This is a genomic window from Vibrio sp. JCM 18905 (assembly GCF_055393305.1).
The window spans coordinates 45,066-57,851 of sequence record NZ_AP043879.1; the positions used below are offsets into that span (position 1 = coordinate 45,066).

13 protein-coding genes are annotated in these 12,786 nt (G+C 43.8%); 11 read left to right on the plus strand and 2 right to left on the minus strand.

Annotation, left to right across the window (positions count from 1 at the left end; translation table 11 throughout):
* Positions 1–34: 34 nt before the first annotated feature.
* The 3 genes from tatA to tatC all read left to right on the plus strand — a co-directional run bounded on the left by tatA (position 35) and on the right by tatC (position 1,503).
* The gene (gene tatA, locus ACZ5ZC_RS08425) at positions 35–280 is read left to right on the plus strand and encodes a Sec-independent protein translocase subunit TatA (RefSeq protein WP_005382958.1); all 246 of its coding nucleotides are present in this window, start codon (positions 35–37) and stop codon (positions 278–280) included.
* A 3-nt stretch (positions 281–283) separates the two neighbouring features.
* Positions 284–682, plus strand: a complete 399-nt coding sequence (tatB, locus tag ACZ5ZC_RS08430; RefSeq protein WP_005382959.1) for a Sec-independent protein translocase protein TatB — start codon at positions 284–286, stop codon at positions 680–682.
* 68 nt (positions 683–750) lie between these two features.
* The gene (gene tatC / locus ACZ5ZC_RS08435) at positions 751–1,503 is read left to right on the plus strand and encodes a twin-arginine translocase subunit TatC (RefSeq protein WP_054867781.1); all 753 of its coding nucleotides are present in this window, start codon (positions 751–753) and stop codon (positions 1,501–1,503) included.
* Positions 1,504–1,964: 461 nt separating this feature from the next.
* Here the strand turns inward: tatC and ACZ5ZC_RS08440 are convergent, their stop codons facing one another.
* Complete coding sequence (locus ACZ5ZC_RS08440; RefSeq protein ID WP_464931827.1) at positions 1,965–2,726, minus strand: TatD family hydrolase; 762 nt, start codon at positions 2,724–2,726, stop codon at positions 1,965–1,967.
* Positions 2,727–2,910: 184 nt separating this feature from the next.
* On the opposite strand from ACZ5ZC_RS08440, the gene hemB reads away from it, so the two are divergent.
* From hemB to spfP, 4 genes are all read left to right on the plus strand, one after another.
* The gene (gene hemB, locus ACZ5ZC_RS08445) at positions 2,911–3,972 is read left to right on the plus strand and encodes a porphobilinogen synthase (protein WP_031777176.1); all 1,062 of its coding nucleotides are present in this window, start codon (positions 2,911–2,913) and stop codon (positions 3,970–3,972) included.
* Positions 3,973–4,099: 127 nt separating this feature from the next.
* Complete coding sequence (locus ACZ5ZC_RS08450; protein ID WP_012841227.1) at positions 4,100–4,534, plus strand: GNAT family N-acetyltransferase; 435 nt, start codon at positions 4,100–4,102, stop codon at positions 4,532–4,534.
* Between the two features lie 620 nt (positions 4,535–5,154).
* Positions 5,155–7,941, plus strand: coding sequence for a DNA polymerase I (polA, locus tag ACZ5ZC_RS08455; protein ID WP_374094923.1), 2,787 nt, complete (start codon positions 5,155–5,157; stop codon positions 7,939–7,941).
* A gap of 193 nt (positions 7,942–8,134) precedes the next feature.
* Positions 8,135–8,182: a small protein SpfP gene (gene spfP / locus ACZ5ZC_RS08460; RefSeq protein ID WP_438356636.1), complete on the plus strand. Its 48-nt coding sequence runs from the start codon at positions 8,135–8,137 to the stop codon at positions 8,180–8,182.
* Between the two features lie 507 nt (positions 8,183–8,689).
* On the opposite strand, the gene yihA is transcribed toward spfP, so the two are convergent.
* Positions 8,690–9,349 (minus strand): ribosome biogenesis GTP-binding protein YihA/YsxC, encoded by a 660-nt coding sequence (gene yihA, locus ACZ5ZC_RS08465; protein ID WP_005394452.1) that lies wholly within the window; start codon positions 9,347–9,349, stop codon positions 8,690–8,692.
* Between the two features lie 159 nt (positions 9,350–9,508).
* Between yihA and ACZ5ZC_RS08470 the strand changes: the two genes are divergently transcribed.
* The 4 genes from ACZ5ZC_RS08470 to ACZ5ZC_RS08485 all read left to right on the plus strand — a co-directional run bounded on the left by ACZ5ZC_RS08470 (position 9,509) and on the right by ACZ5ZC_RS08485 (position 12,642).
* A complete protein-coding gene (locus tag ACZ5ZC_RS08470) occupies positions 9,509–10,126 on the plus strand; it encodes a c-type cytochrome (protein WP_005379248.1) in 618 nt (205 codons plus the stop codon).
* Positions 10,127–10,965: 839 nt separating this feature from the next.
* Positions 10,966–11,604: a class I SAM-dependent methyltransferase gene (locus ACZ5ZC_RS08475; protein ID WP_193448012.1), complete on the plus strand. Its 639-nt coding sequence runs from the start codon at positions 10,966–10,968 to the stop codon at positions 11,602–11,604.
* Positions 11,604–12,146, plus strand: coding sequence for a Der GTPase-activating protein YihI (gene yihI / locus ACZ5ZC_RS08480; protein WP_005394455.1), 543 nt, complete (start codon positions 11,604–11,606; stop codon positions 12,144–12,146). The genes ACZ5ZC_RS08475 and yihI overlap by 1 nt, the downstream gene beginning before the upstream one ends.
* Positions 12,147–12,153: 7 nt before the next feature.
* Entirely contained in the window at positions 12,154–12,642 is a 489-nt protein-coding gene (locus ACZ5ZC_RS08485) for a DUF2489 domain-containing protein (RefSeq protein WP_054867783.1), read from the plus strand.
* Positions 12,643–12,786: the final 144 nt, after the last annotated feature.

Here is a 12,786-nt window from a genome sequence, read left to right on the forward strand (position 1 = left end):
ATTTTTGTTTATTTAAAGACCCGAGGTAAAGAGAATGGGTGGTATCAGTGTTTGGCAACTTCTAATCATTGCTGTAATTGTTGTATTGCTATTCGGAACTAAGAAACTACGCGGTATCGGTGGCGATCTGGGTGGTGCCGTTAAGGGCTTCAAAAAAGCGATGAGCGAAGATGAACCTGCGAAAAATGACAAAGACGCAGACTTCGAACCAAAAAGTCTAGAAGAGCAGCAGAAAAAAGAAGCTGCTCCTGAAACGAAAAAAGACAAAGAGCAGGCGTAAAACGTGTTTGATATCGGTTTTTGGGAACTGGTATTAATATCTGTTGTTGGTCTGGTCGTTCTTGGGCCGGAGCGTTTGCCTCATGCTATTCGCAGCGTGTCTCGCTTTATCGGTGCCGCTAAGAGTATGGCAAATAGCGTCAAAGACGAATTGTCACACGAGCTGAAAGTCCAAGAGCTGCAAGAAAACTTGCGCAAAGCAGAGCAAATGGGGATGGATGATTTGTCCCCTGAGTTGAAATCTTCAGTCGAAGAATTGAAGAAGGCAGCGCAATCTGTAAATCGTCCTTACGCAAAGAACACCGATTCAGAGGCTGAGCCTGTAAAAACAGAGCCAGCAGCAGAAAAGGTAGAGAAAGCGGAAGAGAGCAAGGTTACAGCGGCAGATAAGAAAGCCGAATAGTCTCATTAGGAGGAGCTACTAGTGATTGGTAGCTCCTTTTTGATCTGGTTTTTAATAAGAGGTTTGCCATGTCTACCGTCGAGCAGACACAACCTTTAATTAGTCATTTGTTGGAGCTTCGCAACCGACTACTGCGCTCAATTTTGGCAGTGTTGGTGGTGTTTGTCGGACTAATTTATTTCTCTAACCACATTTACGAGTTTGTTTCCGCACCTTTAGTAGAGCGTCTACCTGAAGGCGCGACCATGATTGCTACAGATGTGGCTTCACCATTTTTCACACCACTGAAGTTGACGTTAATCGCTTCGGTATTTATTGCGGTGCCGTTTATTTTGTATCAAGTTTGGGCCTTTGTTGCTCCTGGCTTATACAAACATGAGCGTCGTTTGATTATGCCGTTGCTGTTTTCCAGCTCACTGCTGTTTTATTGCGGTGTGGCATTTGCGTATTTTGTGGTGTTTCCACTAGTGTTTGGCTTCTTTACTGCTATCTCATTGGGTGGTGTAGAGTTTGCGACCGACATTTCTAGCTATCTCGATTTTGTACTGGCGCTATTTATGGCGTTTGGCATCGCGTTTGAGGTGCCTGTTGCGATCATTTTGTTGTGTTGGACTGGTGCCACCACTCCAGACGATCTAAGACAGAAACGGCCTTATATCATTGTGGCGGCGTTTGTCGTTGGTATGGTATTAACACCGCCAGACATGATCTCACAAACCTTACTCGCCATTCCGATGTGCTTACTGTTTGAAGTCGGTTTATTCTTTGCGCGTTTTTATACGCGTCGAAGCGAAGAGGTAGAAGCGGAAACCGAAGAATAAGTTTACTGTAGATGTAAAAAGCGGCTCAATTGAGCCGCTTTTTTTTGCGGTTGGTTTGTTTCTTGGGCTAACTACTTAACTTTCATGACGTAACCACACTTTGTGCATACGTATACTTCCTTGATGCCCAGCAGCTTTTGAAAAAAACTGCGCGGTACGCGTTGTAAGTAAGCACCATGTGTACACACTTCAACTTCCATATTCATGCTGTTTTACATTTGTGCTAATTAATGGGCATAAAGCAGTATAGAAAAAGAATATGTCTAATTGTCGACAGTTTTGCAAAACAGACGAAGTAAAGTGGCGATATGAGAGGTAAGTAGAGTTGCTAGTTAATTATTATGTTTATCAATAACTTTGTGTGGGTTGTTCTATTATTTCAATAGGTTGAATCATTCATTCAATAGTTTAGGTAATAAAAAAGCGACGTTGATTTCGTCGCTTTTTTCAATTTTCGTGAATTAAATATTAAACAGCTTTTTGGCATTTTCAGTCGTTATTGCATCGATAGTTGCGACATCGACATCACGCAAGTCGGCAACACGTTGTGCAACGAGAGAAGTGTAGGCTGGTTCATTACGCTTACCACGGTGCGGTACAGGCGCTAAGTATGGACAATCGGTTTCTAAAATGACCCACTGTGTATCCAAATGTGGAATGACTTTATCCATCCCGCCATTCTTAAAGGTCGATACGCCCCCCAAGCCTAAGTGGAAGCCTAGCTCATTGATTGCTTGCGCTTCTTCTAAGCTGCCTCCAAAACAGTGGAATACACCACGCAGACGACCATCTTGCTCTTGTCTTAGCAAAGTGAGTGTTTCTTCAATCGAATCACGAGTGTGGATAACGACTGGTAAATCCATCTCTTTTGCCCAGTTTAGCTGAGTCACGAATGCCATCTCTTGCTCGGCGCGATAGGTTTTGTCCCAATACAGGTCGATACCAATTTCGCCCACCGCAATAAACTTGTGTTTCTCAAACCAGCCGCGGATGATTTCCAGCGTTTGCTCAACGTTGTTATCCACATAGCAAGGATGGAGTCCCATCATTGAGTGGCACACGTCAGGATACGCCGCTTCGGTTTGTAGCATGGGCTCGATAGAGTCCAGATCGATGTTTGGCAACAGAATCTTATTAATGCCTTGCGCTAAGGCGCGTTGTACTACTTCATCGCGGTCGTTATCAAATTCGCTGGCATAGATGTGCGCGTGGGTATCGATCATCGTTACTCTCTGTGCTTCATGGTTGGTTTCGTATTCGAAGTATACTTGAGTGTGAGTGCTGGGTCATTTTCAGTTTTTTTCATTACCTTTTTCCAGATTGTCACTCGCAACATGCATCAAGAGTGATATGATTTTGTTCACCAGATGATTTGATCATCATAACCGTCCAGACAAGGAGAAAATGGTGTCTGTATCAATTCAAGGTCCATTCCCTGCACGCCGTATGCGTCGTTTACGTAAGCACGATTTTAGTCGTCGTTTGATGGCTGAGAACCAACTTTCTGTTAATGATCTGATTTACCCAATGTTCATCCTAATGGGTAAAGATCGTCGTGAGAGCGTGGAGTCCATGCCGGGTGTAGAGCGTTTGTCGATTGATTTAATGCTAGAAGAAGCGCAATACCTTGCAAATCTAGGCGTTCCAGCAATCGCGCTTTTCCCTGTCGTAAACCAAGACGCTAAAAGCTTATGTGCTACTGAAGCCTACAACCCAGAAGGTTTGGTCCAGCGAGCAGTACGTGCGCTTAAAGAACATATTCCTCAAATCGGTGTGATCACAGACGTGGCACTTGACCCATTCACGACGCACGGCCAAGACGGCATCATCGATGAAGATGGCTACGTAATGAATGATGAAACCACGGAAGTACTGGTTAAGCAGGCTTTGTCTCATGCAGAAGCGGGTGCTGACGTAGTCGCGCCTTCAGACATGATGGATGGCCGTATTGGTAAGATCCGCGAAGCATTAGAAAATGCGGGCTACATTCATACACAAATCATGGCTTACTCGGCTAAGTACGCGTCGAACTACTACGGACCATTCCGTGATGCGGTTGGCTCTTCTTCAAATCTAAAAGGCGGCAACAAGAAAAACTACCAAATGGACCCAGCAAACATTGACGAAGCGATCCATGAAGTGGCGCTAGACATCAATGAAGGTGCGGACATGGTGATGGTTAAACCTGGTATGCCATACTTAGATGTAGTTCGCCGAGTTAAAACCGAACTTCAGGTACCGACGTTTGCTTATCAGGTGTCTGGTGAGTACGCGATGCATAAAGCGGCGATCATGAATGGCTGGCTCAAAGAGCGCGAAATTGTGATGGAATCACTACTGTGCTTCAAACGTGCAGGTGCTGACGGCATCTTAACGTACTTTGCGAAAGACGTGGCTGAGTGGTTGGCAGAAGAGAATGCACAAACTGCTCAACACCTAAATCGTACTCCGGAAGCGACTGAAGAGTAATTATCGCTCAGTGAGAAACACCAGACCAACAAGAGTTGTTCGTCTGTATATACCCAAGTAACCTCAGGCGGATTACAACAGTAACAATCCAAGGTGCTTGGGTATTTTTATTTTGGAGAAGAGAACAATGACAATGCTGATTCGTGAAGGCACATTGGAAGAAGCACTTCAAGTTGTGGCACGTGTTACCGAATTTTCGAAAGGAGAAACGGTAGACTCCATGACTCAACGTTTAGAAGAGAAAAACAGTTTAATCCTCGTTGCAGAAAAAAATGGCACGATTGTCGGCTTCAAAATAGGTTACGAATTAGAGGATGGTGTTTTCTATAGCTGGTTGGGTGGTGTCGTTCCTGAGGCTCGAAATGAAGGCGTGGCACAATTACTTTTGGAAGCACAAGAAGATTGGGCGGCTGAGCAAGGCTATAACACGTTAAAAGTGAAATCTCGAAATCAGTTTCCTGCTATGCTTCGATTGTTATTGAGAAATGGATATATCATTGAAAAATTTGAAGAAAAAATCAATCTTCGTGAATCTCGAGTTCATTTCATTAAAGCGATGTGAAAATAAATGAGATTTTTTCTCATTTAACTGTTGACTACGAAATGAGAATCATTATTATTAAGCCTGTCTTAGGGAATGAGGAAGAGTTCACAAGGACGTTGAATGACTTATTAACAGAAGTTGATTAACTGAAAGTTGAGAAGTGATGAAACATTTTTCCGAGAACTTGCACGAATTCTTTTTGACACGACATTGCTCACATTGCTTCCAGTGTAATTTATAGCTTCTTGGTTAAGCTGCTCTATTTACAGAATTTGCTTTACCACTTCTGCTAGGCGACCCCATTCGGGTCGCTTTTTTCTTTTCTACGATTTCTATTTGACGTCACTATTCGTATTTTTTCCACACACGATGATCATTTAAGGATCGTTGATCTTCTCGCCGTTTTATAAAATAAATATTTAAAAACAATGGCTTACCTTGTGTGTTTTTTGTGTTTTCTATCATTGGATAACCAGTGGATAATTTCTATAAACAGAGTTATCCACAGGGTGAGGTTGTCTTCGTGAATAAAATCGAAAAATTTACGCGACCTAGATCGAGCGAACAAGATAGATTCGGATCAGCAGTCATGGCATCCTAGGCAGATCTCTCAAGTACTGAATTGGATACAGACAATTATGGCAAGTATTCCTGAAAATCCGTTGATCCTTATCGACGGCTCTTCTTACCTATATCGCGCTTTTCACGCCTACCCGGGCACCATGAGCAATGGTGAAATTCCAACTAATGCCGTTTACGGTGTCGTGAACATGTTACGCAGCATGATGCGTCAGTTTGCGTCTGAGCGCATCGCGGTGGTTTTCGATGCGAAGGGAAAAACCTTCCGTGATGATATGTATGCAGAATACAAAGCTAATCGTCCGCCAATGCCGGATGATCTGCGTTGCCAAATTGAACCATTGCACAATGTTATTCGCGCGATGGGTTTACCACTGATCTGCGTTCCTGGTGTCGAAGCAGATGACGTCATTGGTACGTTGGCGCATCAAGCATCACAAAAGGGCATGCCTGTATTGATCAGTACTGGTGATAAAGACATGGCGCAGTTGGTGGATGATAATATTACCTTGATCAACACTATGACGAACGTCGTGATGGATCGTGAAGGTGTGGTTGAAAAGTTTGGCATTCCACCTGAATTAATCATCGACTACCTAGCGCTGATGGGCGATAAAGTAGATAACATCCCTGGTGTACCAGGCGTGGGTGACAAAACAGCGACCGCACTACTGCAAGGTATTGGCGGTCTGACTAAGCTGTATGAAAATCTCGATGACATTGCTGCGCTCGGTTTCCGTGGTTCTAAAACCATGGCGAAGAAGCTCATCGATAACAAAGAAAATGCTATGCTGTCGTACGAGCTCGCGACCATTAAATTGGATGTTGAACTTGAAGAAACGCCAGAATCACTGCTGAAAGCGGAACCAAATAAAGACGAACTAGTGAAGCTGTATGGTCAACTGACGTTTAAATCTTGGTTGAACGAACTACTTGAAGGTGGTTCTGGGTCGGTAGAAGCTGTTGAGCTTGCTGGCTCTGCTCAAGCCTCTGCTTCTCATGCTGAGATGGAAACTTCCGCAGTGACAATCGACCGTAGCCAATATGAAACGATTCTGGATGAAGAAACCTTCAATGCTTGGCTAGACAAACTTCAAACGGCTGAGTTGTTTGCGTTTGATACGGAAACCGACAACCTAGATTACATGCTAGCGAACCTGGTTGGTTTGTCATTCGCTGTCGATGAAGGCATTGCCGCTTATGTGCCTGTTGCACATGACTACCTAGATGCACCTGAACAGCTTGATCGTGATTGGGTTCTAGAACAGCTTAAGCCAATTCTTGAAGATGCAGCGAAAGCAAAAGTTGGTCAAAACTTGAAGTATGATGCGTCTGTATTGGCTCGTTATGACATTGAGCTAAAAGGTATCAAGCACGACACAATGTTGGAATCGTACATTTACAACAGTGTCGGCGGTAAACACGATATGGACAGCTTGGCGCTTCGCTTCCTACAGCATAGTTGCATTTCTTTTGAGCAAATTGCAGGTAAAGGCAAAAATCAGCTTACATTTAACCAAATCGAGTTGGAACAAGCATCGCCATACGCGGCAGAAGATGCGGATGTGACCCTTCGTCTGCACAATCGCTTGTTTGCGAATATCGAGCAGGATGAAAGCCTAAAGACAGTTTACGAAGAGATTGAAATGCCGTTGGTGCCAGTTCTTTCGCGCATTGAACGCACCGGGGTCTTTATTGATGAAATGAAGCTGAGTGCGCAGTCGGTCGAGATTAGCGCTCGCCTTGATGAGCTTGAAAAGAAAGCGTACGAAATTGCAGAGCAAGAGTTTAATATGAACTCGCCAAAGCAATTACAAGCCATCCTATTTGAAAAAATGGGTTTACCGGTGGTGAAGAAAACGCCATCAGGTACACCATCGACGAATGAGGAAGTGCTACAAGAGCTTGCCTTAGATTACCCACTGCCAAAATTGATTTTGGAATATCGCGGTTTGGCGAAGCTTAAATCGACGTACACGGACAAGCTGCCGAAGATGATCAACCCAACAACAGGGCGTGTGCATACTTCTTACCATCAAGCAGTAACCGCAACAGGTCGTCTATCTTCTACCGATCCGAACTTACAAAACATTCCAATTCGTAACGAAGCCGGCCGTCGTATTCGCCAAGCGTTTGTCGCACCAGCTGGCCATAAAATCTTAGCGGTCGACTACTCGCAAATCGAACTACGCATCATGGCGCACCTTTCTGGCGACCAAGCGTTATTGGATGCCTTCCGTGATGGTAAAGACATTCACGCTGCAACTGCGGCAGAAATTATGGGCCTGGATATTGAACAGGTATCGAGCGAGCAGCGTCGCCGTGCTAAAGCCGTTAACTTCGGGCTTATCTATGGCATGAGTGCATTTGGTTTGGCGAAGCAGCTTGGTATCCCTCGCGGCGAAGCACAAGCCTACATGGATAAATACTTTGAGCGTTACCCTGGCGTTATGCAGTACATGGAAGACACGCGCAGCACGGCTGCAGATAAGGGCTATGTTGAAACGATTTTTGGTCGACGTTTGCATTTACCAGAAATCAAATCGCGCAACGGGATGCGTCGTAAAGCTGCTGAACGTGCGGCAATCAACGCTCCGATGCAAGGTACAGCTGCGGACATCATTAAGAAAGCGATGCTGTTGGTTGATCAGTGGATTCAGGAAGAAGGCAATGGCCGTGTGAAGTTGTTAATGCAAGTACACGATGAATTGGTCTTTGAAGTTGAAGAGTCATCATTGTCCGAAATTGAAAGTAAAGTACAGAAATTGATGGAATCTGCAGCAGAGCTAAAAGTACCGTTGGTTGCAGAAGCAGGGCACGGTGACAACTGGGATCAAGCTCATTAGTCACTTTTAGACCAAAATAACCAATTAATTATGAGCCAGCGCACAAACGCTGGCTTTTTTTTGCGATTAAAAAAGCTAGCGCAAAGTTAACTTTGATGTTGCTTAATAAAAATTTCATGAAAAAAAACTACAAAAATTCTTTGCAATTCTGACCAATTGTTGTACATTAATACTCGTAGGGTACAGAGGTAAGATGTTCTATCTTTCAGACCTTTTGTTTCACGTTATTGGATTAGGCTGATTCAGCCGCCCCAGTCAGCTTTTGACTGGGGCGTTTTTTATTGGGCGAAAGAAAATTTTTCTTTTTGTTCAATGTGTTGGGTTGGTAACGACTTGTCTTTATATTTCTCCCATCTTTAACCTATTGTCTACACTCCAATTTTCTTCAAAAACTCGCAAACTATTCAGTCTGTAAATTTATGCCAATCACACTATGATTTTTTCTTGAAGGAAACTAAGTTGAAGGGAAAATGGGCAGATTTCTGTATAACTTGTTGAATTGTATTTTCTTTATTGGTTATGGTTGTGAGTTGATTAAGCGAAAGCTAAAGTTAGGCGGCTTTTTAAGCTATTGAAATCATCCGATAGTTCAGCAATGCTTCGTCACATAACAATAATTACCAATTTTTCTCTCCCGTTATCCCTGCCAGGAAGGTGGGGATTTTTATTGCCTGTTATTTAGCTCAGATAAACAAAAGCCCCACCAAATGGTAGGGCCGTATCGAAAAGATTTAACAAATATTGTTAATTATTCTTCGTCGCTTGCTGGGGTATCCAGTTCGCCTTCTTCTATCAGGTGTGCGAGCGCCGGTGCAAACCAGGTATCCAGTTTTGCGCGCAGCTGATCAACGCCTAATCCTTTAAGGGAAGAGAACACATCAACGGAAACGTCGCCACCGAAAGTTTCCACCTGTTTGCGAACTTTCAGCAGGGTTTGTTTGCGTGCGCCACTTTTTAGTTTATCTGCTTTGGTTAGCAAAACTTGCACAGGAATGTGGCTATCGATGGCCCAGAAAATCATTTGCTGGTCGAGATCTTTCATTGGATGACGAATGTCCATCAGAACCACTAAGCCTTTTAGGCACTCGCGTTTCTGTAGGTATTCACCTAAAGATTTCTGCCATTTGTTTTTCATCTCTACCGGTACTTGAGCAAAACCGTATCCAGGTAGATCGACAATGTGACAACCTTCTTCTACTTTGAAAAGGTTGATTAATTGCGTACGACCAGGTGTCTTTGATGTCTTGGCTAAGCTTTTTTGATTAGTTAGACGGTTAAGTGCACTCGATTTACCAGCGTTTGAGCGTCCTGCAAACGCAATTTCGACACCTTCGTCTTCCGGTAGGTGACGAATATCGGGTGCGCTGGTGATGAAATGCGTATTTTGGTAATGAATTTTTACGCTCACTGTTAACTCCATCTCGACTTTGTGTAGTCGATTGATTACTTTTTTGTGAAAATGTGTAAAATAACCGTGCTCGGCATAAGGTCGCCTATTGTACCATGAGTGTACGCGGTATGTTCACATTCCGTGGTACTGGAAGCTTGATAATTATAATGGAATGTCATGAAGAAATTAGCGCTAATTTTGAGTCTTTTAGCCAGTTGCTCAGTATGGGCCCAAGGTAATATTGAGGCTGGTAAAGCAAAATCACAAACCTGTGTCGCCTGTCACGGAGCAGATGGCAACAGTGCAATAACAACGTACCCGAAACTCGCAGGCCAACACGCTAAGTATCTTGAGAAGCAGTTAAAAGAACTTAAGCTAGGCATGACAAGTGGTGGTAAACAAGGTCGTTACGATCCTGTAATGAGTGGTATGGCAATGCCACTGAGCGATGAAGATATCGCAGACCTATCTGCTTACTACGCTTCGCTACCAGTTTCAGAAAACTCAACACCTGAAGATGTGGTAGCAAAAGGCAAAACGCTTTATACCGCTGGTGATGCCGAGCGTGGCCTAACCGCATGTATTGCATGTCATGGTCCTCGTGGCAATGGTACTGAGCTTTCAGGTTTCCCGAAAATTTCTGGTCAGCATGCTGACTACATCAAAGCTCAGCTAGAAAAATTCCGTGATGGCGACCGTGGTAATGATATGAATGCCATGATGCGCGACATCGCGAAGAAAATGACAGACGAAGATATCGAAGTGCTGTCTAAATACGTTGGCGGTCTGCACTAATATACCTAAATCGCTCAAGATCCTGCATCTTGAGCTGGTTGGGTAGATGTCCCTACATCGTTCGAGCAACTTGTACAAAAATGCCCTAGTGAATCCACTAGGGCATTTTTGTTCGTGACAGATATCACAGTCGAGTTTGGATGCGAAAGCGATAGTTGGCTCGGCAGTTTGTGAGACATTTGCCATACTTGATGTTGGCTTTTTCTTGTTGGTGTTTTTAAGTTTTTGATTAAATGATAATTTTGATGTTTTAGAAAAATAGGCGGATGATTTTTTCAACTCATTACTTGTGAGCATCGCGGGATGGCGTAAAGTAGAAGTTGTTCACAGGGGGTGAATGTAAGGATTTAAGACCACGGTTTAGGTCTCCAAGGATGTAGCTCGGATGCTTGGTGATTTAGAAAGGGATTTAGATAGGTAGGGAGCCTATCTGATAAGGATGGTCATCTCGTCTGACGGTTAAGACAGTGAAACGGATCAGGCACAGGAAGTTGCTCAGTAGACAGGAAGTAAACGGATAGCCAAAACTCATCAGGAAGATGAAAAACAACTCTTTTTGGCAGGGAAAGCTCGAAAAACAAAGGGATCATTGGTGCACCAAATGTGTGCAACACAGTTTCGCCACTTGATGGCACTTAGAAAGCGACAGTCTGACTGTCGCTTTTTTTATATTCTTTTCCCTTGGTAAGTCGCAATCTGAATTACGATTACTGCACTTATTTACTTCGATGGGTTGTAAACAAAGTTTTTTAACAAAAATTGCTGAAAAAATACTCAGTAACACTCCAATCTGAGTTCACTTTCTGGTATGTTTCGCATCCCTGTTTGAGGAAGTCAGCATGCATACCTGTCCTTTATGCCAAAATCAGCGTACTCACCACTATTTTGAAGATAAGCGACGTGAATATCTTCAATGTGAGCAGTGCTGTTTGGTGTTTGTGAATCCAGACCAACGTTTGGATGCGGAAACCGAAAAAGCTCACTATGATTTGCATGAGAACAACCCTGAAGATTTAGGTTACCGACGCTTTTTGTCGCGTATTGCTGACCCGATCACAGAGCGAATTTCTCCACAATCAAATGGTATCGACTTTGGTTGTGGTCCTGGCCCAACGCTTTCCTTAATGTTGGAAGAGGCGGGGCACAACATGGCGTTGTACGACCTCTACTACCACCCTGATACGTCGGTTTTAGAAAAAACGTATGACTTCATGACAGCAACAGAGGTGATAGAGCACCTCTACCACCCAGACTTGGTGTGGAAGCAATGGTTGAATTTAGTTAAGCCAGGGGGCTGGATAGGCCTGATGACGAAAATGGTCATCGACGTGGAGGCTTTCAAATCATGGCATTATAAGAACGATCTCACTCATGTAGTGTTCTTTAGTCGTGACACGTTCCAGTTCCTAGCAGAGCGGGATAAGCTCGAACTCGAATTTATTGGTAATGATGTAATTTTACTGAGGAAACCCCAGTAATGAGCCGTAGTAAAAAATCTAGAAAGCCAGGTGCCGCTGGCGCACCTGAGTTTGTTGTAACTCGTAACCGTACAGAATCTGATGTGGAAGGCCGCCTACGCAAGCGTGCTAAAAAGCGCAAAGGCTTGAAAACGGGTAACCGTAACTCAGAAGTTAACGAGCAGAAAAAGCAAGCTGCTGCACAAAACCGCGACCCGCGTTTAGGCAGTAAAAAGAAAATTCCTCTGGTTGTTGAGCCTGCGAAGAAAATGACGAAGCAAGAGCGTCGTTTGTCGGCAGAGCAAGAACTAGAGATGCTAGAAAATGATGCGCAATTGAACGTGTTGCTAGACCGTATTGAAGCGGGTGAAAACCTAGGCACAGGTCTACAGAAATACGTCGATGAGAAGCTCGATCGCATTGAGAAGTTAATGGACCAACTAGGTTTGTTGGAACCTGAAGAAGAGGAAGACTTCACTGCTCCTGCTGAGAAAAGCACGCGCAATGATGATGACTTGCTGGCAGATTTCGACGACATTAACTTCGACGACTACAAAGGATAATTAAGCTATGAATGTAACCTTATTAGCTATTGCTGGTGTTGTGATTATCATCGCACTTGCTTCTTATGCAGGTTACCTTCTGCTTCAATTGAAAAAGCAAAAGGAATTGCAGATAAAGCATCAAAAATTGGCGATAGATAAACGTAACGCCAACATTTTTGAGAATGTGCATACCTTGTGTCAGGCGGGTATTCAAGGCCAATGCGATTTATCTGAAATCAGTATTCGTGTGTATAACATCATGGATTATGTACAAGGTGAAGACCGTGTCGATTTCGATAAAACGTACCCTGCAATTTCTGAGCTTTACCATATCGTGAAAGATATGGCACGTGGTGAAGAACGCCAACAACTTGCCAAGAAAGAGCGTATGCAACAGAACTTGACGCGTCATAAAGCGGAAAGCCGCCTCACTGATGCGATCATTGAGGAGCTCAAAGTGTTGCAGAAAAACGTCCAGCCACTGAATAATCAAATCAATATTCAGATGATTTAATAGTTACCCCCAATGGTTTCCTTATGACTGTTGGGGGTATCGTGATCACGCTAGCACTTCTTTAGTTTTATAATTAAAAAGCCAGTCGGCGTTGCCACGCTTGTCATCGTCGTATGGCAAAATAGCGGCTCTGAATATCGGGTG